This window comes from Desulfatiglans parachlorophenolica (genome assembly GCF_055394735.1).
This window is the reverse complement of record NZ_AP042460.1, coordinates 3,391,266-3,411,660: the sequence shown is the minus strand read 5'-3', so window position 1 is coordinate 3,411,660 and position 20,395 is coordinate 3,391,266. Positions and strand designations below refer to the sequence as shown.

Here is a 20,395-nt window from a genome sequence, read left to right as displayed (position 1 = left end):
GGGCTTTCGGGTCCTGGGGTGCACCGGCGGTTTTGTGTCGATGCCTTTCCAGGTGCACGTTTCCTTTCGTTTCTGCAGACACCGCTATGGGATGGCTGCAAATGGGAAGGATCATCTGCGGGGAAGCTTTCTCATCCATCCCTTCGGCCGGGGCACCTCCGCCCACTTACTCGGATCAAGCCACCAGGGCCGGAGTTCGCCGGGATTTTCAACCGCCTGTCATGTTGCGGAAGGCCGCTTCGTCCAGGATCGTGATCCCCAGCCGTTGCGCTTGGTCGTATTTCGAACCCGGGTCGCGTCCGACCACCACGTAATCCGTCTTGCGGCTGACCGATCCGGTCACCCTGCCGCCGAGCTTTTCGATCAGCTCCCGCGCCTCGTCCCGCGTGTACCCGTTCAAACCGCCAGTCAGTACGAAGGTCTTCCCGGCAAGGGATGCATTCCGTGACCCCGCATTTTCCACGGGAAAGGTCAGCCCGCCCCGCTCAAGTTTTTCGAGGAAGGCGATGTTTTTGGGGTTTTGAAAAAAGTTGGTGACGCTCAGGGCGATGATGGGCCCGATCTCGTGCACCTGCTCGAGATCTTCCTGGTTTTGCCGGGCGAGGTTTTCGATGGAATGGAAACGCTGGGCAAGCACACCGGCCAAATGCCTCCCGACGTTTCGGATCCCCAGGGCGTAAATGAGGCTCGTGAGCGTAGGATTCCGGCTGTTTTCAATGGCCGCCAGGAGGTTTTCAGCCAGTTTGTCCCCCATGCGGTCCATCTTCATGAGGTCCTCCCTGGTGAGGAAGTAAAGATCGGCCGGATCGGTGACAATCCCTCTGTCCACCATCTGCTCGATAAACTTGTAGCCGAGTCCTTCCATGTCCATGGCCCCTTTGGAGACGAAATGGGCCAGATGCTCTTTGATCTGCGCGGGGCAGGCAATGCCCGTGCAGCGATGGATCGCCTCTCCAGGCAGCCGCTCGACCTTGGAGCCGCATACCGGGCAGGTCTCCGGCATCGCAAAGGGCGGCGGGTCGCCCCGGCGTTTGGAGTGGATGACCTTCACCACCTCGGGGATGACATCCCCTGCCCTCTGGATGACCACCGTATCCCCCACCCGCACGTCTTTCTTGTGGACCTCGTCTTCGTTATGGAGGGTGGCGCGGCTCACCTCCACGCCGCCGACCCGGACCGGCTCGAGCAGTGCGACGGGTGTCAGTGCCCCGGTGCGCCCCACGCTGATGATGATGTCCCTCACCACGGTATGCTCCTGCTGCGGGGGAAACTTCCATGCGATGGCCCAGCGGGGGCTCCGGCTGAGTTCCCCGAGGCGCTGCTGAAAATCGAAGGCGTCGACCTTGATGACGATACCGTCGATTTCGTAGGGGAGGTTGTCGCGGGTTGCCAGGATTTCGTGATAGAAGGCTTGCACCTCGACGGCGCTCCTACAGAGGCGGATGTGAGGGCTGACCCTGAAACCCAGTTTTTTCAAGACCTCGAGCGTCTCCCACTGGGTCGCCGGCTGGTGAGATTTGATCCGGCCGATGCCGTAAGCGAACATCCCCAAGGGGCGGGAGGCGGTGATGCGCGGGTCCAGCTGTCGCACGGAGCCGGCCGCGGCGTTTCGCGGGTTGGCGAAAAGGGGTTCTCCGCGTTCCGCACGGTCGCGGTTGAGCGTTGCGAAATCCTCCTTGCTCATGATGATTTCACCCCGCACCTCGATCGCTGCGGGCACCGGGTTCCCCATGAGCCTCAGCGGGATCGACTTGACGGTCTTGAGGTTCTGCGTTACGTCTTCCCCCACCGTCCCGTCTCCGCGGGTGGCCCCGAGGGAATAGACCCCATTCTCGTACAGGACTTCGACCGCCAGTCCGTCGAATTTCGGCTCGACGGTGTAATGGATATCCGTTTCAGGGACCTTCAGGAGATCCTTGACCCGGCGGTGAAAATCCCGGAATTCGCCCTCGGAGGTGCACTTGTTGAGGCTGAGCATCGGGATGGTATGCCGGAGGGTCCTGAATTTTTCGAGCGGAGCCGCCCCCACCCGCTGGGTGGGGGAATCGGGACGGACCAGTTCGGGGTGCTTCGCCTCGAGCGCTGTCAGTTCATCGAAGAGCCGGTCGTATTCCGCGTCCGAGATTTCGGGATTGTCGAGGACGTAGTAGAGATGGTTGTGCCGCCGGATTTCGTCTCGCAAGTGCCTGACACGCTCGATTTCCCGGGGGGTGGGTTTGGTCATGACGCTGTCCTCGGGTTTTTCAGCCGATCGATTTTGCGCGATATTTCGGATATCCCGGCTATTTGGCGACGTCCTGAATGGTTTCTCCGGTCCGCTCGACGTCTCTTCCGAAGCCCTTGATGGTGTTGCAGGCGCTGACGGAAAAAAAAATGAGGCCGGCCAAGACCAAGATCAAAATCTTTTGCGTCGCAGACATGATTTTCTGACTCCTTCTCTGGCTGTGGTTTAAGCGCCTCATACCGGGTCCTGAAGGAAGGGCGGGGCTGTAAATCGAGGCGCAGGCTGCACACTGTCCGTTTAAACGATTTTTTATCATATCATATCCATTGTGATGGATACACCCTGGAAACCGGGTTGCGTTGGATAATGATTTCCGGATGGATCTAGATGATATCCATCCGGAAATGATTTCCCGGTAGAACCCAGTTTCCACCCCGGAAATGAGGATTTTTCTTTACACGCTGCGCGTGCTCAGTCCCACCCCTGCGGGGTGGGTCCCGGTTTCTTCACACCCTTCGGGTGCGCAGTCCCACCGCTTCGCGGAGGGTCCCTGTTTGTCAAATATCAATTAAATCAATATTTTAAGCGGTGTGCGGGCCGATTTGCGAATGGGCGCCCGTTCGTTTATTCGGCAGGGATTCTCCCGGGAAGCCTTCTGAAGCAACGCAGCGGTGCGTCAGACGATCCCGGCCGGATCGAGCCCCTGTCTGCGCCGGATGGCTTCGAGCAGCCCCCCGCAGCCGGTCATCATATTGTCCCCGAAAGGCGCCCCAAAGACGACGGAGAGGCTGGAATCCTTCAACAACGACCTTTTGGGGCCTGTGACGATGATCGCCTCGACGCTTTTATAGGGGAAACGCCGCCGGGTATAGGCCCCGTGCCCACCTTCGCGGAGGATTTCCTGGTGGGTGATCTTTCCCTCGGGCAGGTCCTGCAGCAGCCGTTCGAGCCTGCCGGCCGTGATGTCGCTCGTGTGGTACTCGAAAAATCCGGCGATCTCGTCTTTTTCGAGCGCAGCTCCCACGGTATGGGAGGTGGCCACGTCCAGCACCAGGATCCTTTCTTTACCGAAGGCGGCGCTGTCACGAGAGGCCCCCAGGATGGCCGCCATGCCGCTGTCCATGACGTAGATTCCTTCTGTCACCGGCAGCTTCCCAGCGGAGCCCGCAAGGGACTTCAAACGGTTCATGGCGTCCGGCACCTCTTCGGCACGGTAGAGAAGCGCGTAAGGGGATGGGTCGAGATCCAGGATCTCCCTGAAGTGGCGATGGCGGAAATCGAGGTGCGACACCCCTGGGGGCGCCATCCCGTGGTCCTGGGCACAGAGGCCGACGCAATCGAAGGCGAAGGGTACCCCGAAGCTCTCGATGAGCTTCCGGATGCGCTCCGGGTCGACGTCCGCCAGTTCGAGGTGTGTAAACCCGGGGTCTTCCGCCAGTTCCGCGGCTCGGGTTGCGTCCACGATCTCGATTCCCCAGGAGCGGACCTTTCCCGGGTCATGATTGAGGGTTGCAGCCGCCTGGGTGGTGATGACCACGCGGGCCGCACCGGCCTTCCGGCGCAGAATGCCTCCGAGAGCCCCGCCGCCCATCTCGCAGCCCGTTACGAGGATGTCCCCCTCGATGGCCGCCGCCTCCTCGGCCAGCCGCTGGACCGGTGACTTGACGACAGCCTTGTAGTGGATGCCGAGTGAGGCGTCATAGTAGAGCACGTCCATCGTGCCCGCGCCGACATCGATCAAGAGATAACGTCCCATATTCGGATTGTCTTCCTCCTCCTCGTCAATCGGTTTCACCCATGACCGGTTTTCTCACGAACGACACCAGGGCGACCGCCAGGACGGCCGTGAGGGTGCAGATCACGAAGGCCGAGTTGTACCGGCCGGTTGTGTCCCGCAGAAAGCCTGTCACCCAGTTGGCCACGATGGCCCCCAGCCCGTAAAACGGCGTCCACATCCCGATGACGCTCCCCATGTACTCCTTCGGAAAGTAATCGCCTGCCGATGCCCCGTAAATCGGAAAGGTGACGCCGTAAAAGACGGCCATCGTACCCACGAACAGATAGAGCCATTGCCACGAGGGGCCGCTCAACAGGATCCCTGCCAGGCTGGCGGCGATCATGCTGTTGGAGATGATGATCGTCCGTTTTCTGCCTAAATAGTCCGAAAGGGGCAGCATCGTAAGAACGCCGATCACCTGGCAGGATCCGTGCACCGTCGCGAGCAGACTCGCCTTTTCGATGGGCAGCCCGAGTTGGTCCTTGGCATAGTCCACCATGAAGGTGGTGATGCCGTAAAGGCCGTAGGAGGCGCAGAAGTAACTGCACCCGATGAGCCAGAAGTTCCGGTGTTTGAAGACCTTCCGGAGCGGGATCTTCCGCCTCGAATTCCCCGTCGTCAATGGGATGCCGATATCCTCGAGGCCCCAAGGCACGGCGCCTGCCGCCTCGGGGCTGCTCCGGAGGAGTCCACCGTTCAGAAAGACCATGCCAAGGGCCCCGGCGGCCATAAAATACCAGGCATGCCGCCAGGTGAAGTTGGCGACGATCCATGGGAAGGCCGCTCCCATGGTCGCAAATCCCAGGCCGTAGCCCGTCGAAAGGATTCCCAGGGCGAGTCCGCGCCGGTGAGGGGCGAACCAGCGCTGCACCACTGTGATGACCGGCGTCCACATGCCTGTCGCTCCGAGTCCCACGACGGCATAGGACAACATGACCGTCCAGAGCGAATGGGACCGTCCCATGGAGAAGAGCCCGGCCGCCAGGATGAAGGCGCAGGCGGTGATGATGCGTCTTGCCCCCAGGCGGTCGGTGAGATAACCCGTCAGGGGCGTGAGGGCGATATAGGCAAAAAGATAGGCATTGAAGATGGAGCCGCTCGCGGTGCGGCTGAGGTCCAGATCCTTGATGATTTCGGGTAAGACGACGCCGTAGCCGAGGCGGGCGGAGTAGTTGACGAAGAGGTCCAGGAAGCAGGTCCCCAGAATGACCCAGGCCCAGTGAAAGGATTGCCGTTTCAGCGCCGGTCCTCCCTGTATTGAAGGTTCCAGGTTTTTTCCCGGAAAGATATAGAATGCCCCCACTTTTACCAGAAATTCATGCTCCAGGCCAGAGGCTAATACAACATGGCCGATCGATCTTCCTGAAGCGCCGGGCCGTAAGGGACCTGGCGGAGGGTATGCAGACGTCAAATGAAGGAACTTTCTTCGGCTCAGGGCAACTGCGCGGCCAGAACTTGCGGGGTGATTCCCGCTCGAGGCTTGAACCGACAGGGTTGACTTTCAAGGAACCCTCAATGACATTGGAGCAACAGGGAGAGTGTGATATACTTTCACCTGAAGAGGCTGAAACCCTTTTCGAATCAGGAATTGGCTGTGAAGATACGGGAAGCGCTTGGGAGATGATCCGTCCGGTCTACAGCTTCAGGCCAAAAAAACGGGGAAAGCGACAGCAGACCATCTTGGCTAGAAATGAGACCTTATGAAAGACGATGCCATGAATATCAGACTCATGAAGGCCGATGACTTCGACGCCGTCGTCAGAATCGATGAAAAGGTCCTGAAGGATTCGCGTCACGATTACTATAAAGCGAAATTCGAAAAGCTCTTCGATTCGAAGGATTATGTCCCGGTGTCGCTGGTGGCCGAAAAAGAGGATGGCACCGTCGTCGGTTTTGTCATGGGGGAACTCTACATGGGGCAGTATGGCATCTTCCAGGAGGAGGCGACGCTGGACACCATCGGCGTCGACCCCGATTGTCAGCATCAGGGGATCGGTGCCCGGCTGATTACGGAATTTGTCGATCACCTGAAGCGGATGGGTGTCAAGAAAATCAACACGCTGGTTACCTGGAACGACTCCAGGTTGATCCAATTTTTCAGCGCCAACCGGTTTTATCCGTCCATGACGATCAACCTGGAGCGGAGTATTTAGGTTCCACCCGGAAATGGCCTTTTTGGCCAATCTCGGCGTCAGTCTGCACGTTTGCTTGTGCGGCAACCACCAAGTCCCCTCCTTGCAAACGCTTGATTTCCTTGATATTGGCCAAACCGGGACCCGCCGCGAAGCGGTGGGACTGAGCACCCGAAGGGTGTGAAGAAAAATCCTCATTTCCGGATTGGAAACTGGGCCGTGCTGGATAATCATTCCCGGATGGGCAGAGTATTTAGCGGCGGCTGGATCCGCCCAGAATGCCCCCCAACACGCCCCGGAGGATCTGTCGGCCGATCTGGCTTCCGATGGTGCGTGCAGCCTGTTTCGCCATGGTCTCCAGCATGCCCTGCCGCCGCTTGGTCCCCCACAGGAGCCCGCCGAGCCCGCTGCGGTCTTCACTGGGGGCTTCCGCCCGGCGCCCGGGAGTCTGCGGCTCGGATGCCTCTGTTGCAGCTGTCCGGCGGGCAAGGATCTCGTGGGCGGATTCGCGGTTCAGCCGCGTGTCGTACTTCCCGCCGAGCGGACTGCGCGCCCTTACAGTCAGACGTTCTTCAGGGGTGATCGCTCCCATGCGGCAGCGCGGCGGACAGATCAGGGTGCGCTCCACCGGCATGGGCAGCCCCTTTTCCTGAAGCGTCGAGACCAGGGCCTCTCCGACGCCAAGTTCGGAAATGACGCGGGCGACATCGAGCTTGGGATTGACGGCGAAGGTCTCGGCGGCTGAGCGAACCGCCTTCTGATCGCGCGGGGTAAAGGCCCGCAGGGTGTGCTGGATGCGGTTGCCGAGCTGGCCGAGGATGTCATTGGGCAGGTCGTCCGGGTACTGGGAGCAGAAATAGAGCCCCACGCCTTTGGAGCGGATGAGCCGGACGGCCTGTTCGACCCGGCGGCGCAGGACCGGAGGTGCATCGTCGAAGAGGAGATGAGCCTCGTCCAGGAAGCAGACCAGCTTCGGTCCGTCGAGGTCGCCTGCTTCGGGCAGGTTTTCGAACAGCTCCGACAGGATCCAGAGGAGCAGACTCGAGTAAAGGCGCGGTTTCAGGATCAGCCGGTCTGCGGTGAGGATGTGGATGATTCCGCGTCCGCTCAGGTCCGTGCGCATCAGATCCGGGAGTTCGAGGGCCGGTTCGCCGAAAAGGGCTTCCGCTTCCCGGTCGCCAAGGGAAAGGAGGGCGCGTTGAATGGCGGCCACGGATTGGGCGCTGACCAGGCCGTAAGCCGCCGAAACCTCTTTGCGGCTGGCTGCAACGAGCCCTAGCAGGGCCCGCAGGTCGTCCAGATCGAGCAGCAGCAGACCCTGCTCGTCCGCCAGCCTGAACACGATTTCGAGCACGCCCATCTGGACCTCGGTCAGTTCGAGGATCCGGCCGAGCAGGGTCGGTCCCATCTCGCTGATGGTCGCTTTGACCGGATGGCCGCACTGACCGTAGACATCCCAGAAAATGACGGGATTGCCTTCCTGCGTGTAATCGGAGATGCCGATCCGGTCAACGCGCTCCCGGATCTTTTCGTTCATCACTCCCGGCACGGCAAGACCGGCGATGTCGCCTTTGACGTCGGCGATGAAAACGGGCACGCCGAGGCGTGAAAAACCCTCTGCCAGCACGAGGAGCGAGACGCTCTTGCCGGTGCCTGTTGCGCCGGCCACGAGGCCGTGACGGTTGGCATAGCGTGTGAGCAGGTGAACGGGCCGCTCCCCCTTGCCGATCAAGATCCGATTCACGGATGACCTCCTTTCAGATCCCGGGATGGGCAACATGCCCCGAAACGGCCGCGTCCGCCGCCCGCCAGGAGCCGGTAAGTCGCCGTACAAGTAAATATATAGATCGAGGCCGGGATCGGGCAAAAAACCCCTTTTGGGATGGACGTCAGGTCGTCGACTGAACTATCAAGGGATCGGCAGAGCCCTAAATGTTCAGGTACCCATCCGGGGCCAGGCTTGTAGCGAGCATCACCCGGTTGATATCGAGATGTTCTTTCCATGTGAGGGTTTCCTGATGGGCGGGATCGAGCCAGAATCCCTCGATTTCTCTACCGAGCGGCGCGTATTTCATCAGGCGGTTGACCAGTCCCTGGAGTTTCCGGGTTTTGAGCGGCAGATCGGTTTCATGCAGCAACAGCCGTTCTGCACGCTCGAGCCCGTGCAGGCCGATGGAAAGACCCAACTCCCTGAAGGCCAGTCTTTGTTCGGCTGGTTGTTTCATCGGGGTGCTTTTGGTAAAAATCTTGAGGCCTTGGAGCGATGCATCCAGGATGGCCTCGAGCAGCCCGTTTCCCAGGAAATCCCCTCGGGCCGTCAGCTGGGCCAGGCGGAGGCTATCGCTCAGAAGCCCGCCGATCCCCAGTGGATCGTCGGTTGCCCAGTTTTTCGCGGCGCACAGGTCGGCCAGTTCGGCGATCTCGGTTTCGAGGTCGGGCCATTCGTCCCTGGCAGTCTGTCGACCGGGATTGGAATCGAGCTGCATGAAGGTGATGAAGCCATCCAGAGGGTCGTGGTGCCCCATGGCTTTTACGAGGGGATAGCAAAGATCGATGCTCATCTTCCAGTACATGCGTTTTTCCAGGCCATGCGCCGCGGCATAGGTAAATCGGGCGTAGGCGATCTTGGCCAGCTCCGCGGCCCATCTTCCGTAATGGTTTTCTTGGAGGAGACGGCCGGCGCGGTCGAGGGCGTGCATCCACTTGGTCAGATAATGGAAGTACTGTCCGTCCCGATTCCACTCCAGACGTTCGTCGAAGGGTGCGGATGGGCCTCTCTCGTTCAACTTCTTTCCGATGCGAAGTCCGCCCGCCGTAGGATGGTCTTCACCCTTCCGGTGGCTGAGACCGCTGATCCAGCCCTTACGGGAATCGTCCTCGCGGTGTCGGCCCAGGACGTGGTGAACCTGGTCGATCAGGTTCACGGCGAGCTGCCGGTGTGAGGGACTGCCGGTCGCCTGGTAAAGGCCCAGGAAATTGCACACGGCAAAGGCGTCCGTCCAGAGATAGCGCACCGGAGGGTGGTCGCCGGCAGGCGGGATCCCCGTTTCCGTGGCGAATTCCGCCATGGTCGCTCGCGCTTTTGCAACGGCTTCGGTTTCGGGCATGAGTGGTTCCATTCGAAAGAGGTGATTCCATTTGGGCGGATGCATATCCTGCGATTCGGACCGGATCCTACAGTATTTCTAACTCGTTATCAACCAGTTCGAACAGCTCCTGTCTCCATGTCCTGAAACGGAAGGTCTCGTTCGAGCCGAGTCATCGCTCTGGAGAGGGTTCCACAGGCTGCGCGGAGCTGTATTCCGGTAGCTCGTGTGGATCTGCCGTCGTGATCGGGGCTTCAAGGGGTTGCTCGAGGCCGGTCCTTGATCTCTTTTTTCTTGTCCGGCCAACGCTCCATGTACCAGTTGGCAGTGGCTGGCGCCTTCTGGAACAACACGACTCCGATGACTGCGGTTGCAAAGATGTAAATACCGCTGAAAATCCGCAGTTGGGGTAAGGCCAAGCTGGCAATGACGGCGGAAAACTCTCCGCGGTGGACCATGGAAAAGGCCGCTCGGCAGGCCGTTTTGCGGCTCAATCCGAAGAGGCGCCCCCCGAAAAAGGCGGTCAAGATCTTTCCTGCGACGGCCCACCATGTCATAGCCGCCATCAGGGCGATATACGGCACGCCCTCACCCAGCGTGATGGTGGTTCCGAACCAGAAAAAGAAGAAGGGAAGGGTGATGTCCCGGATGGGCGCGATCAGGTGCTCGAACTCGGTGGATTTCCCGGTTTCGGAAAGCATCATGCCGGCCAGAAAGGCCCCCAGAATTTCGGAAAGCCCCAAAGTCATGGCCACGCCGGCGTAGGCAAGTGCGATACCGGTGGCCAGGAGTGGCATGAAGTCCTGCTGCATGTGACTGGCCAGAAAGCCTTCCATCCGTTTGAAGGCATAATGGCCGATCAGGATGGCCCCCGTCATGAGCAGGATGATTTTGAGGAGGAGTGCTCCGAGAAAGCCGAGGGTCATTTCTTCGCCCGTCCGCGCAGCAGCGATGAAAGAGACCAGGATCGGGGAGACCAGGTCTTCGAAGATCAGCAGGGCCAGGATGAACTCCGTCTCCGGGTTGGCAAGGCGTTTCTGTTCCTCGAGCAGTTTAGCCGAGATGGAGGAACTGGTCGCATAGGCGACGGATCCCAACACGAAGGCCGCCAGAGGATTCAGTCCGAACAGGAGGGCCAGCAGCATGGCGCCGCCGATGTTCAGCAAGACATCCAGCATACCCGCCGGCCAGATCCGCTGGGAGATCTCGATCATACGGGCTAGCGGGAACTCGAGCCCGAGGATGAAGAACAGGAGGACGATCCCCACTTCGCCGGCCAGGTGGATGGCTTCGATTTGGCGGAAAAAAGACGTCAGTGCAATCCCGAGCACGATATAGATCAGAACGGACGGAAGGCGCAGCTTCTGAGAACTGAAACTGACGAGAAAAAAACTGCAGAGGATCAGTCCTGCGAGGAGCAGAAAGGGCAGTTGGGGCATGGCTTTCTCCCTACGGGACTGGGTGTCGTTGCGGCCTTGCAGGCTCCGCTCAGCCCTGACACAGGGACTCCAGGCTCTTGGTCTGGTCGCGCGTACCAATGGACATCAGGATATCCCCGGGCTGGATCACCTCGTCCACATCGGGGCTGCCGATCATCGTCTCGGCGCGCTGGATGGCAATGATGGTTGCGCCCGTTCGCTTCCGAACTTGAGACTGCAGGATCGACTTGCCTGCCAGGCAGCTCGCGGGGGCGACCTTGAGCCAGTCCACCCGCAGGTTTTTCATCAGGAATTCCATCCGGTCGTCGGTTATCGGCTGATAGTCCACTCCCAGGAGGATGGTCCCGAGCTGGCGGGCCTCCTCGTCGGTCAACAGGAACGTTTGATTGGGGTCGTCCTGGTCCGGGTCCTCGAAATAGTAAATCTCCCGGTTGCCCTGGTGATGGACGATAACAACCAGACGTGCACCTTCGGCTGTCTCGAAAGAATAGCTCTTGCCGATGCCCGGCAGCTCACTGGTTTTGACCTTCATAAGGGCTCCTTTCATTCAGGGGCATGGTGCGGGATAGCATACGCGCAAAAAAAACCGCTGCTGCACCGGTCAGGCCTTCATTCGGGCCAATGTCCGGGGCTGCTCACCGGCCGCCCATTTTGAGCGGGGGGTTCGGGCCGATGGAAAGCATAGACCTGATCTTCTCCACCGGAAGATAACATATGCGGGTGCCCTCGAAAACATGAAAACATCCTACTCGTTCCGGGTCCGCTCCTCCGGTTCCATCCACGCTTCGGCGACAGCCGCGCACGTCAGGCCGAAGGGCAGATACCCGGCATATCCGAGGACCGGCATGGCGAAGATCCTGGAACCCTGGACAAAAGGCACGGTGTATTCCCAGCGGGCAAGGCTTCCTACGTTCCACATCTCCCAAAAAAAACCACACAGAAGGGCGGCCAGGGCCCAGCTGACGACTTCCCGCCAGTTCCCCTTGGGGATCCCTTCGAGGGGGTGCCGGCTGCCCGTCAGGGACTGCAGGGCGACCATGATCAGGAGCGGTGCTACCCAGAGGCCCGCAAAGAGGATGTCCGGCCAGACGCCGATGCCGGCGAGAACAGCAGTGGACAGAAGCATCGTCGCTGCGGCGAGGCATGCAGGGTGTCGGGGTCGGATGGGCATGACTCCTTCAAAGGCCCTGCGGATCCATGGAAGGGTGCGCAGCCAGCGCTGTGTGGAGAGAACAGCCGGCAGAACGGTCGAAAAGGAGAGGGTGGCGTACAGGGCATAGCGCCAGGCGTCGTATTCGCTGCCGATATAATGCCAGTTCTGGACAAATCGGTTGAGGTATTCGAAAAACCACCAGAACACCGCACTCAGAAAGAAAAGGAGCAGAAACCGCCCGGGCCGCTCGCAAAACGGGCAGCGGCCTTCCTGCTTGAAGATCAGGGCGTTTATCGTGACAATAAAACCGAGCCAGAGGGGGAAGAAGGTATGCGGCTGAAAGGGCTCGAACCATGGGAAGCGCGTCCAGGCGAGCAGCCAGGTGACGGCTCCCCAGCCGATGCCCGCCCAGCCCCACCAGGGAAAGGGGCGTTTCGTAGAACGGGAGCGGGCCGAGCCGCTTCTGGACCGGGCCCACAGAAAGAGGATGAAGGCAAGCGCGGCCGTCCCGATGAGGGTGTAGACGCAGAAGACCATCCATGAAAAGGGTGCGTGCGCCACGAAATCCGTCCGCGGCGGGAAAGCGAGATAGGGCTCGATCGGATGCCCGGCCAGCATGACACCCGCCGGTGGAAGCCCCAGGAGCATACCGGCCCCCAGGGCCCATTTCAGTGTACGGAAGAGGGGTGATTGCGGTATCATGCCAAGACAGTACCGTAATTTTGAAACAGGGTCAATTCGCTCCGATCCGCTTGCGCAGCCAGGCGCGCCGGGGCATGACCGAGTTCGAGGATCATGCGGACTTCGGCCGGGAGGGGGAGGTCATGATCGGTGCCATAGCGGGTGATATCATAGGGTCGGTCTATGAGGGAACGCGCATGAAGACCAAGAACTTCGTTCTGTTTTCGGACCTGTGCGTCTACACCGACGATACGGTGCAGACCGTCGCTCTGGCAGACACGATCCTGACGGGAACGCCCTACGTGAAAAATCTGAAGACCTTCTACCGGTGGTATCCAGATGCCGGATACGGCGGAAGCTTCCATCGTTGGGCCCGGGGCGAAGACTCCGAGCCTTACGGCAGTTGGGGAAACGGGGCCGCCATGCGCATCAGCCCGGTCGGGTATGCCTGCGACGATCTGGCGACCGTTCTTGAAAAGGCACGTGGGTTTACGGCAGTGACCCACAACCACCCCGAAGGAATCAAGGGGGGGCAGGCAGTCGCCGCCGCGGTTTTCCTGGCTAGAACCGGGCGATCGAAGGAGGAAATCCGGACGTTTGTCGAGACGCGGTTCCAGTACGATCTGAGCCGGTCGACAGGCGAGATCCGCCCGGGCTACGCCTTCGACGTGTCGTGCCAGGGGACCGTTCCCCCTGCGATCCGGGCCTTCCTGGATTCCACGGACTTCGAGGACGCGATCCGGACGGCCGTCTCCCTCGGAGGCGATACCGATACACTGGCCTGTATCACGGGCGGCATCGCACAGGCCTTTTACGGCGGGGTCCCCGAGGCGCTCGAGAGAAAGGTTTACGCAATCCTCGATGAGCGGCTGGGAACGATCACCGGAACGTTCATGGGTCGCTATTGCGAATCCCGTTGATTTAAGGCCTTTGCGCGGGCACGTCGCTGGGTTCCATCCGGAAATGGCCTTTTGAGGCGATTTCGGCGTCGATCTGCCCATCTGTTTGTGCGCCGATCTGCAGACGCCCTAGCGCAAACGTTTGAGTTTCTTGATATTGGTCGAAAATCCTCATCTCCGGATTGGAAATTGGGTTGTGCTGGATAAGCTTCTGGATGGACACTTGATCGTGGCAAAGAATCCTCTTTTCGGTTCGAGATGGGTCGGGGTGAAGGTTTACGTTCCGATGCGCGTCTGAAAGATCAGGGGGAAAAGGCATATTGTGTTGCACTCTGTTTTCTGGCACATTACGCAGAAGTATCGAAGGCCTTGGTTCGACAGATGGATTCGATTCGGGAGGGGGGCGATAGGGAGGTAATCCTGTAGGGGTGAAGATGGGAGAAATGTTTTCCCGCCAACCGCTCGTTGCGCTGATGGATCTCCGGTGAAAGATGTGCCCGGGTGGTTCCGGCACGGCTACGGGAAGATGGTTTCAAGATGGATGCCACGCGAGTGGTCTGTTTGGCCTCCGGCCGTGCAGTGCGGGAGGGGCCGCCGAGAAAGTGGAGGATGCATGGAGAGGATTGCGACCGACAAGGCACCTGCGGCCGTGGGGCCTTACGCTCAGGCGGTGAGATCGGGGGGGCTGCTTTTCTGTTCGGGGCAGGTCGGGATCGACCCGCGCACGGGAAAGCTCGCCGGTGAGGACATCGAGGCGCAGGCGGAACAGGCGCTGAAAAACGTGGAAGAGGTCCTGCGGGCGGCAGGCCTGGGGATGAAGGACGTGTTGAAGACGACGGTCTTTCTTGTGGACATGCAGGAGTTTGCCGTGGTGAACGCCTTGTACGCCAGGGCGTTCGGGGACCACCGGCCGGCGCGCTCCACGGTGCAGGTCGCCGGACTGCCGCTCGGCGCCAGGATCGAGATCGAGTGCATCGCCGACGTCGGTCTTGCCGATTGACTGCCGGAATGAGCGGGATGATCCATTCATCCCGGGCTGATTTTCCGGCCTTGGCGGAAGAAGGCTCGAGGGCGACGGCCGCCGCCGAGCGTCTTTTTCCGCTATCGAGGGAATCAAGACGTCGGATAGACGCTGCGGGCCGCCCGTTTCATGCGGGCGGTGCCGATTGGGAACACGGGTTTCGATGGGGTAAGGAGCAGGGGCATGGGATACGGGACAATCATCGTGGAGATCGGGGATGATTTTGTCGCAGATGTGACGCTCAATCGTCCAGACAACCTCAACACCTTTAACGTGGCGCTTGCCACGGAACTCGGGCAGGCGCTTCAGGAACTGGATTCGGATCGGCGGGTGCGCGTGATTGTTGTGAAGGGCGCCGGAAAGGCCTTTTGTGCGGGCATCGATGTCGGTGATTTTCACGGCAAGAGCGCGCTCGAATACCGGGAGTGGATCGGGTGCATGGAGCGCCCCCTAGCCGCGATCAGCGGCATGTACAAGCCCGTCATCGCCCAGGTTCATGGAGTCGCTGCGGCGAACGGCGCGGGCCTGGTGGCTGCCGCCGACCTGGCTGTCGCGGGCGAGTCGGCGCGTTTTGGCTTGACGGCCATCAATGTCGGGCTGAACTGCATTGGGCCCGTTGTGCCGGTCGCACGGTCCGTCGGCAGGAAGCGGGCCCTCGAGATGCTTTTTTTCGGGGACCTCATCCCGGCGCGGGAGGCCCTGGCGATGGGGCTCGTAAACCGGGTCTACCCCGAAGAGGTCCTTGAAACGGAAACCCGCCGATGGGCCGCCGTTCTGGCCCAGAAAAGTCCGGTTGCCCTGCAGATCGCCAAAAAGGCCTTTTATACGGCGGAGGACATGGGATATCACCAGGCCTTCGAATACATGAACGAGGCGTTTGCCCGCCTGTGCTGCACCGAGGATGCCCCTGAAGGCATCCGGGCCTTCAAGGAGAAGCGGACGCCTGTCTGGAAAGGGAGATGACCGTTTGCCGGGGGTGGGCCGGGTGGCCTTGGGTTGCCCCCGGGCTCGTCGCCCGGGTTTTTGAAGAGGGCCGTTTCCGGATCGAGGCCGAATCAGCGATGCAGTTTGGGCCGGTGCACGGGGTTCAGGTTCGCATGGGCGATCCATTGCCAACTGGTGCCGCTTTGAAGCCAGACGCTCTGGCGCATCGAGGCCCGCCTGGGCTGGCGCTGGCCCCCGAGGGTTTCGCCCACGGCGGCCTTGTAGGAGACCACGATGACAGGGCCTGACCGGGTGACGGCAAATTCCGTCAGTTCGTATTCATCCAGGTCCAGTTTTCGGAGCAGGTCTTTTTCGTCCTCGGCCAGGCTGGCGCCGTCCTGGTGGACCGATTGGAAGGCCGCAGCGATTCGGGGATCGACCCGGTCCCAGCGTTCGTTCCGGATATCTTCCCACAGGGTCCGTTCGAGTTTTTCCCCAAGCGCGGCATCTTGCGCGGCGCCGCCTTCCGTGGGGGCCCCCTCGTACACACCGGTGCCGATGAAATAATCCGTCCCTGAGATCGGTTCAACGTAGCCCAGCTTCAGCTTGTCCCCCTCGGAGCCGGGCTTGATCCAGTGATAGGTGACGAATCCGCCGCCTTTCCGTGCCGCCTCGGCGAGCTCCCGGATCACGTACTTGCCTTTTGTATCCTGGTAGTCGTAGAGATTCCTGCCGACCAGATCCTTCTGGGTGGCGTGCGCGATGTTGCGGCAATCGAAATCATAGACGTAAAAATAGCCGGATCGATCCGGGTAGAATCGGATCGGCTCGATGTAAGTGCGGATCGAGGCGATGCGTTGTGCGGGATCTTCCTGGGCCCGGCAGAGCGCACCGAGCCCTTCGGCCGCGCAATGTACGGCGATTACCGCCCCCTGGGCCTCGCCGGTATCCGAGCGGTCGTCGGCTTTTGCCGTCCGCGTCATCGGAGCATGCATCAGGATGAGATACGTTAGCGCGATCAGGCACATAGGCAGCGGGATTTTTTTCTTTGCTGAGATCATTTCCGAAACCTCCCTCTTGAATGGTATACTAAAGACTGAAGTCTTTGCTTCGCATTAAAGGGCGGCCCTCCGCGCGATATCTTTTGACCAGCCGACTTGGGCTACGTAACATATTTCCAGGAAGAGGCCAAGGGTAAATCTGTTCTTTGCCTGGAAGCGTCACGAAGAGCCGCGCTTCGAAAGAAACCGGGCCGCGGCCTGATGGGAGGTTCATGATGGCTGGAAGAGTCTGTCCGCCTTTTATTGGTTATATCCTTTTGAATCCTCTGAGGCGCCTGATCGAGAACCCTGAAACGATGCTGGGCGGTCTCGTTCAGCAGGGGATGACCGTTCTCGAGCCCGGGTGCGCGATGGGGTATTTCACGCTTCCGCTTGCGCGCATGGTCGGCCCTACAGGCAGGGTCGTGGCAGTCGATATTCAGCCCAAAATGCTCTCGGCCCTCTCGCGGCGGGCCCGGAAGGCCGGGCTGGTGGGGCGGATCGACATCCGTCAGGGCGGACCCGGGGGGATGGGGCTTGCGGATCTCGCTGGAAAGGTGGACCGGGTGGCGGCGATTCATGTGGTCCATGAAGTGCCGGAGCCGGCGCGGTTTTTCGAAGAAGTGACAGCCGTCATGAAGCCGGGCGCGAAGATTCTGATCATCGAACCGAAGGGTCATGTTTCGGCGGCTCGGTTCCGCGAGACCGCCGCACTTGCCGAGGCCGCCGGTTTGGCGGCGGTCGAAGGTTTTCTGGATATTCGGGCGCGGAGGGCGCTGCTGCGCAAACCGTGAAAAGGTGCGGTTTACGTCAGTGAGCGGAGAGTGTTTAGAGGGGTGAAAACAATGCGGATGCTGCCAAAGTGGATAGGGTATGCGGTGTTTGCGGCCGCATCGATGTGCGGGTGTGCAGGGCTCCTGCGCTCCGTCGAGTCGCCGCGGATCACGCTTTCCGACCTTCGCATCCAGGAAATCCGGCATTTCGAGACCCTGTTGGAGGTGGATCTCAGGGTGGTGAATCCGAATGACTTTCCTTTGATTGTCCGGGGTGTTGCCTGCGATCTTGTATTGAACGGGCAGCATTTTGGTGCGGGTGTCGGCAAAGAAGAGGCGACCATCCCTGCTTTCGATACGGGGATAGTCTCGATCGTGGTCTACTCTTCGATGATCGATCTTTTCAGGGGATTTCTGAGAATGCCTGAGCGCGAGGAACTGGCCTACAGCGTGAAGGGTTCTGTACGCGTTGCCACGGAAGGCGATGGAACGGTGAAGGTCCCCTTTGAGAGCGAAGGCCGTTTCAGGATGCAGCCTTCTGCCTCCGAGAAGGTGCGTACGGAGCGTGGACTTTCCCGCAGCTCTTTTGAAGCGCGTCATTCTGCAGGATGAAAGAAGGCACCGACTGCATGGCACTGAACCAATCGAACCGGAATATCGTCCTCATCGGCATGCCTGGCGCCGGGAAGAGCACTGTGGGAGTTATTCTCGCCAAAATGACGGCTATGCGCTTCGTGGATACGGACGTCCTGCTGCAGGCCTCCGAGGGCCGGTCGCTCCAGGAGATCGTCGACAGCGAGGGGTTCATGGCGCTGCGAGCGATCGAGGAGCGGGTCCTGCTCGGACTCGACCTGCAGGGCCATGTCCTCGCTACGGGGGGAAGCGTGGTCTACAGCGCGGCCGCGATGGCGCATCTCAAGATGTCGGGGATTGTGGTGTTTCTCGATGCGGCGGCTGAGACGCTCGAGCGGCGCATCGGGGACCACGCGACGCGGGGGATCGCCAAGCGGCCGGATCAGAGCTTCACTGAACTGTACGGCGAGCGGCTCGCCCTCTACAACCGCTATGCAGACATCCGGATCGACTGCGCCGATTTGACGCAGGAAGCCGTCTGTGTTTGGATCATGAATGCCCTCGATGGGAGGAAGATGTGAGTCATATGAGGCCATCCCCTCTCGTCACGTTGACCCGGGTCACCCTCGCCTTCGGAGGGTTGCCGCTGCTTGCGGACGTGGATCTCCAGGTCGAGCGCGGCGAGCGGATCTGTCTGATCGGGCGCAACGGCACGGGGAAGTCGACGCTGCTCAGGCTGATCCACGAAGAGCTGCAGCCTGACAGCGGCACGACCACGCGCGCTTCGGGTCTCAGGACCGCGCTTCTTCCCCAGGAGGTGCCCCTGGACATGGAGGGAAGCGTCTATGACGTCGTCGCTTCCGGGCAGGGACCTCATGCGCCCCCGCTGCAGGAGTACCATCACCTCGCCCTTGCCCTGCGCGGACATCCGAAGGAAGTGGATTCCGCTCGCCTCGAACAGATCCGGCAGGCCCTGGAGGCTGAAGGCGCCTGGGAACGCCATCAGCGGGTGCAGGAGGTCATCTCGCGCATGGACCTCGATGAGGCGGCCGCCTGCGGGACGCTCTCAGCCGGGCTCAAACGGCGGGTCTATCTGGCTCGTGCCCTGGCGAACGACCCGGATATCCTGCTTCTGGACGAGCCCACCAATCATATGGATCTGGACGCCATCCTCTGGATGGAACAGTTTTTGCTTCGCTCGGTCAGGACGATGCTGTTCGTGACCCACGACAGGGTCTTCCTCGATCGTCTGGCCACCCGCATCGTCGAACTGGATCGGGGGATGCTTACGTCTTTTTCCGGCCGCTACGAGGATTACCTGAGCCGCAAGCAGACGGTGCTCGAGGTCGAGGCCAACCGGAACGCGGCTTTCGACAAACAGTTGAAACGTGAGGAGGAGTGGCTCAGGCAGGGGATCAAGGCCCGGAGGACCCGCAACGAAGGGCGGGTGCGGGCCCTCATGGAGATGCGGGGCGAAGTCGCCAGGAGGCGTTCCCTGAGCGGCTCTGTCCGCCTGGCTCAGAACGAGGCGGAGCGATCCGGTAAACTGGTCGTCGAGGCCCGCGGCGTCTCGTTCGGCTATGGGGGGGCTCCCGTGGTTCGGGACGTTTCCACCACCATCCTGAGGGGTGACAAGGTGGGGATCATCGGGCCCAACGGCTGCGGCAAGACGACCCTGCTCCGTATCCTGGTCGGGGATCTGGAACCCGAAGCCGGCCGGGTGCGTCAGGGGGTGAACCTCGATGTGGCCTATTTCGATCAACTGCGCGCCCAACTGGATCCGCACAAGACGGTCCAGCAGAATGTGGCCGGGGACAGCGACAAGGTCATCGTGGGCGGCAAGGTCCGGCACGTCATCGGATACCTGCAGGATTTCCTGTTCACCCCCGAGCAGGCGCGTGCGCCCATTACGCGGCTGTCCGGCGGGGAGCGGAATCGCCTGCTGCTGGCCAAACTCTTCACGCGCCCGGCCAACCTGCTGGTGCTGGACGAACCGACCAACGACCTGGACATCGAGACCCTCGAACTTTTGGAGGCGATGCTGGTGGAATTCCCCGGGACGGTGTTGATCGTGAGCCATGACCGGGCGTTCCTGAATCATGTCGTCACCTCCGTGCTGGCTTTCGAGGGTGGAGGAAGGGTGAGCGAGTATGTGGGCGGGTATGACGACTGGATGAGGCAGCGTCCCCAGGATGGGGCGGCCTCGGGCCCGGAGAAGGGGAAGCATCCGAAGCCCCGTCCACGCAAAGAGGGCCCGCGAAAGCTCACGTTCAAGGAGCAGCGTGAGCTGGAACTTCTGCCTGACCATATCGAAGGCCTCGAGGCGGAAAGGCGCGACCTCTTCGCCACCATGGCCGATCCCGAACTCTATCGATCGGCTGGGACCGAGGTGACGCGGCTCCAGTCCCGGCTCCACGCCCTCGAGGAGGAGATCGAGGCGGCCATGGCCCGGTGGGAGGAACTGGAGGAGGTGCATCTCCAATCGGATCAATGAGCCATTTTCCCTGAACGGGCCGTACGTGCAACCATGGCGGGAAAAGAGGCGCCCACAGCCGCCGTTGCTGGACAGATCGACCTTTCTGCACAGACCTCTTATACGCCCTGACTCTTGATCCGGGGCGGACAGCCGCCTGCCTGTTTGCCCCTTCTTCGGGCGATGATGATCCGATCGCG

The 20,395-nt window shown here is 60.7% G+C and carries 21 protein-coding genes; 10 read left to right on the top strand and 11 right to left on the bottom strand.

Going from position 1 to position 20,395, the window contains the following annotated elements:
• Nucleotides 1-208: 208 nt before the first annotated feature.
• The 4 genes from ligA to ACZ500_RS15985 all read right to left on the bottom strand — a co-directional run bounded on the left by ligA (nucleotide 209) and on the right by ACZ500_RS15985 (nucleotide 5,304).
• Nucleotides 209-2,224: an NAD-dependent DNA ligase LigA gene (ligA, locus tag ACZ500_RS16000; protein ID WP_464228376.1), complete on the bottom strand. Its 2,016-nt coding sequence runs from the start codon at nucleotides 2,222-2,224 to the stop codon at nucleotides 209-211.
• 58 nt (nucleotides 2,225-2,282) lie between these two features.
• The gene (locus ACZ500_RS15995) at nucleotides 2,283-2,420 is read right to left on the bottom strand and encodes an entericidin A/B family lipoprotein (RefSeq protein WP_464228375.1); all 138 of its coding nucleotides are present in this window, start codon (nucleotides 2,418-2,420) and stop codon (nucleotides 2,283-2,285) included.
• A 480-nt stretch (nucleotides 2,421-2,900) separates the two neighbouring features.
• Nucleotides 2,901-3,980 (bottom strand): DUF1786 family protein, encoded by a 1,080-nt coding sequence (locus ACZ500_RS15990; protein WP_464228374.1) that lies wholly within the window; start codon nucleotides 3,978-3,980, stop codon nucleotides 2,901-2,903.
• A 25-nt stretch (nucleotides 3,981-4,005) separates the two neighbouring features.
• Nucleotides 4,006-5,304 (bottom strand): MFS transporter, encoded by a 1,299-nt coding sequence (locus tag ACZ500_RS15985; RefSeq protein WP_464228373.1) that lies wholly within the window; start codon nucleotides 5,302-5,304, stop codon nucleotides 4,006-4,008.
• Nucleotides 5,305-5,399: 95 nt separating this feature from the next.
• On the opposite strand from ACZ500_RS15985, the gene ACZ500_RS15980 reads away from it, so the two are divergent.
• Genes ACZ500_RS15980 through ACZ500_RS15970 form a run of 3 tightly spaced genes read left to right on the top strand, consistent with a single transcriptional unit; the run spans nucleotide 5,400 to nucleotide 6,317 of the window.
• Nucleotides 5,400-5,705, top strand: a complete 306-nt coding sequence (locus ACZ500_RS15980; RefSeq protein ID WP_464228372.1) for a hypothetical protein — start codon at nucleotides 5,400-5,402, stop codon at nucleotides 5,703-5,705.
• Nucleotides 5,702-6,154, top strand: a complete 453-nt coding sequence (locus ACZ500_RS15975) for a GNAT family N-acetyltransferase (protein WP_464228371.1) — start codon at nucleotides 5,702-5,704, stop codon at nucleotides 6,152-6,154. Before ACZ500_RS15980 ends, ACZ500_RS15975 begins: the two co-directional genes overlap by 4 nt.
• 13 nt (nucleotides 6,155-6,167) lie before the next feature.
• The gene (locus ACZ500_RS15970) at nucleotides 6,168-6,317 is read left to right on the top strand and encodes a hypothetical protein (RefSeq protein ID WP_464228370.1); all 150 of its coding nucleotides are present in this window, start codon (nucleotides 6,168-6,170) and stop codon (nucleotides 6,315-6,317) included.
• 69 nt (nucleotides 6,318-6,386) lie between these two features.
• On the opposite strand, the gene ACZ500_RS15965 is transcribed toward ACZ500_RS15970, so the two are convergent.
• The 5 genes from ACZ500_RS15965 to ACZ500_RS15945 all read right to left on the bottom strand — a co-directional run bounded on the left by ACZ500_RS15965 (nucleotide 6,387) and on the right by ACZ500_RS15945 (nucleotide 12,513).
• Entirely contained in the window at nucleotides 6,387-7,877 is a 1,491-nt protein-coding gene (locus tag ACZ500_RS15965; protein ID WP_464228369.1) for a helicase HerA-like domain-containing protein, read from the bottom strand.
• Between the two features lie 184 nt (nucleotides 7,878-8,061).
• Nucleotides 8,062-9,240 carry a hypothetical protein gene (locus tag ACZ500_RS15960; RefSeq protein ID WP_464228368.1) on the bottom strand — a complete coding sequence of 393 codons (1,179 nt, stop codon included), beginning with the start codon at nucleotides 9,238-9,240 and terminating at the stop codon, nucleotides 8,062-8,064.
• A 233-nt stretch (nucleotides 9,241-9,473) separates the two neighbouring features.
• Nucleotides 9,474-10,658 carry a cation:proton antiporter gene (locus tag ACZ500_RS15955; protein ID WP_464228367.1) on the bottom strand — a complete coding sequence of 395 codons (1,185 nt, stop codon included), beginning with the start codon at nucleotides 10,656-10,658 and terminating at the stop codon, nucleotides 9,474-9,476.
• 49 nt (nucleotides 10,659-10,707) lie between these two features.
• Nucleotides 10,708-11,190, bottom strand: a complete 483-nt coding sequence (locus ACZ500_RS15950; protein ID WP_464228366.1) for a cation:proton antiporter regulatory subunit — start codon at nucleotides 11,188-11,190, stop codon at nucleotides 10,708-10,710.
• A gap of 213 nt (nucleotides 11,191-11,403) precedes the next feature.
• Entirely contained in the window at nucleotides 11,404-12,513 is a 1,110-nt protein-coding gene (locus ACZ500_RS15945) for a hypothetical protein (protein WP_464228365.1), read from the bottom strand.
• A 122-nt stretch (nucleotides 12,514-12,635) separates the two neighbouring features.
• On the opposite strand from ACZ500_RS15945, the gene ACZ500_RS15940 reads away from it, so the two are divergent.
• Nucleotides 12,636-13,412, top strand: a complete 777-nt coding sequence (locus ACZ500_RS15940; RefSeq protein ID WP_464233068.1) for an ADP-ribosylglycohydrolase family protein — start codon at nucleotides 12,636-12,638, stop codon at nucleotides 13,410-13,412.
• Between the two features lies 1 nt (nucleotide 13,413).
• On the opposite strand, the gene ACZ500_RS15935 is transcribed toward ACZ500_RS15940, so the two are convergent.
• A complete protein-coding gene (locus ACZ500_RS15935; protein WP_464228363.1) occupies nucleotides 13,414-13,566 on the bottom strand; it encodes a hypothetical protein in 153 nt (50 codons plus the stop codon).
• A 438-nt stretch (nucleotides 13,567-14,004) separates the two neighbouring features.
• Here ACZ500_RS15935 and ACZ500_RS15930 point away from each other — a divergent pair, with 438 nt between their 5' ends.
• Both ACZ500_RS15930 and ACZ500_RS15925 read left to right on the top strand, forming a co-directional pair.
• Nucleotides 14,005-14,391, top strand: coding sequence for a RidA family protein (locus tag ACZ500_RS15930; protein ID WP_464228362.1), 387 nt, complete (start codon nucleotides 14,005-14,007; stop codon nucleotides 14,389-14,391).
• Nucleotides 14,392-14,595: 204 nt separating this feature from the next.
• On the top strand, nucleotides 14,596-15,375 hold the full coding sequence (locus ACZ500_RS15925; RefSeq protein WP_464228361.1) for an enoyl-CoA hydratase/isomerase family protein: 780 nt from the start codon (nucleotides 14,596-14,598) through the stop codon (nucleotides 15,373-15,375).
• 92 nt (nucleotides 15,376-15,467) lie between these two features.
• On the opposite strand, the gene ACZ500_RS15920 is transcribed toward ACZ500_RS15925, so the two are convergent.
• On the bottom strand, nucleotides 15,468-16,397 hold the full coding sequence (locus ACZ500_RS15920; RefSeq protein ID WP_464228360.1) for a cache domain-containing protein: 930 nt from the start codon (nucleotides 16,395-16,397) through the stop codon (nucleotides 15,468-15,470).
• A 215-nt stretch (nucleotides 16,398-16,612) separates the two neighbouring features.
• Here ACZ500_RS15920 and ACZ500_RS15915 point away from each other — a divergent pair, with 215 nt between their 5' ends.
• Genes ACZ500_RS15915 through ACZ500_RS15900 form a run of 4 tightly spaced genes read left to right on the top strand, consistent with a single transcriptional unit; the run spans nucleotide 16,613 to nucleotide 20,216 of the window.
• Nucleotides 16,613-17,170 (top strand): class I SAM-dependent methyltransferase, encoded by a 558-nt coding sequence (locus tag ACZ500_RS15915; protein WP_464228359.1) that lies wholly within the window; start codon nucleotides 16,613-16,615, stop codon nucleotides 17,168-17,170.
• A 57-nt stretch (nucleotides 17,171-17,227) separates the two neighbouring features.
• Entirely contained in the window at nucleotides 17,228-17,761 is a 534-nt protein-coding gene (locus ACZ500_RS15910; RefSeq protein WP_464228358.1) for an LEA/WHy family protein, read from the top strand.
• Nucleotides 17,758-18,303: a shikimate kinase gene (locus tag ACZ500_RS15905; protein WP_464228357.1), complete on the top strand. Its 546-nt coding sequence runs from the start codon at nucleotides 17,758-17,760 to the stop codon at nucleotides 18,301-18,303. The genes ACZ500_RS15910 and ACZ500_RS15905 overlap by 4 nt, the downstream gene beginning before the upstream one ends.
• 5 nt (nucleotides 18,304-18,308) lie before the next feature.
• Nucleotides 18,309-20,216 carry an ATP-binding cassette domain-containing protein gene (locus ACZ500_RS15900; RefSeq protein WP_464228356.1) on the top strand — a complete coding sequence of 636 codons (1,908 nt, stop codon included), beginning with the start codon at nucleotides 18,309-18,311 and terminating at the stop codon, nucleotides 20,214-20,216.
• Nucleotides 20,217-20,395: the final 179 nt, after the last annotated feature.

Excerpts from the sequence above, each read along its gene's own strand:
- ligA (WP_464228376.1), bottom strand. The coding sequence starts at position 2,224 with ATGACCAAACCCACCCCCCGGGAAATCGAGCGTGTCAGGCACTTGCGA.
- ACZ500_RS15995 (WP_464228375.1), bottom strand. The coding sequence starts at position 2,420 with ATGTCTGCGACGCAAAAGATTTTGATCTTGGTCTTGGCCGGCCTCATT.
- ACZ500_RS15990 (WP_464228374.1), bottom strand. The coding sequence starts at position 3,980 with ATGGGACGTTATCTCTTGATCGATGTCGGCGCGGGCACGATGGACGTG.
- ACZ500_RS15980 (WP_464228372.1), top strand. The coding sequence starts at position 5,400 with ATGCAGACGTCAAATGAAGGAACTTTCTTCGGCTCAGGGCAACTGCGC.
- ACZ500_RS15975 (WP_464228371.1), top strand. The coding sequence starts at position 5,702 with ATGAAAGACGATGCCATGAATATCAGACTCATGAAGGCCGATGACTTC.
- ACZ500_RS15970 (WP_464228370.1), top strand. The coding sequence starts at position 6,168 with ATGGCCTTTTTGGCCAATCTCGGCGTCAGTCTGCACGTTTGCTTGTGC.
- ACZ500_RS15960 (WP_464228368.1), bottom strand. The coding sequence starts at position 9,240 with ATGCCCGAAACCGAAGCCGTTGCAAAAGCGCGAGCGACCATGGCGGAA.
- ACZ500_RS15955 (WP_464228367.1), bottom strand. The coding sequence starts at position 10,658 with ATGCCCCAACTGCCCTTTCTGCTCCTCGCAGGACTGATCCTCTGCAGT.
- ACZ500_RS15950 (WP_464228366.1), bottom strand. The coding sequence starts at position 11,190 with ATGAAGGTCAAAACCAGTGAGCTGCCGGGCATCGGCAAGAGCTATTCT.
- ACZ500_RS15945 (WP_464228365.1), bottom strand. The coding sequence starts at position 12,513 with ATGATACCGCAATCACCCCTCTTCCGTACACTGAAATGGGCCCTGGGG.
- ACZ500_RS15940 (WP_464233068.1), top strand. The coding sequence starts at position 12,636 with ATGATCGGTGCCATAGCGGGTGATATCATAGGGTCGGTCTATGAGGGA.
- ACZ500_RS15935 (WP_464228363.1), bottom strand. The coding sequence starts at position 13,566 with ATGAGGATTTTCGACCAATATCAAGAAACTCAAACGTTTGCGCTAGGG.
- ACZ500_RS15930 (WP_464228362.1), top strand. The coding sequence starts at position 14,005 with ATGGAGAGGATTGCGACCGACAAGGCACCTGCGGCCGTGGGGCCTTAC.
- ACZ500_RS15925 (WP_464228361.1), top strand. The coding sequence starts at position 14,596 with ATGGGATACGGGACAATCATCGTGGAGATCGGGGATGATTTTGTCGCA.
- ACZ500_RS15920 (WP_464228360.1), bottom strand. The coding sequence starts at position 16,397 with ATGATCTCAGCAAAGAAAAAAATCCCGCTGCCTATGTGCCTGATCGCG.
- ACZ500_RS15915 (WP_464228359.1), top strand. The coding sequence starts at position 16,613 with ATGGCTGGAAGAGTCTGTCCGCCTTTTATTGGTTATATCCTTTTGAAT.
- ACZ500_RS15910 (WP_464228358.1), top strand. The coding sequence starts at position 17,228 with ATGCTGCCAAAGTGGATAGGGTATGCGGTGTTTGCGGCCGCATCGATG.
- ACZ500_RS15905 (WP_464228357.1), top strand. The coding sequence starts at position 17,758 with ATGAAAGAAGGCACCGACTGCATGGCACTGAACCAATCGAACCGGAAT.
- ACZ500_RS15900 (WP_464228356.1), top strand. The coding sequence starts at position 18,309 with ATGAGGCCATCCCCTCTCGTCACGTTGACCCGGGTCACCCTCGCCTTC.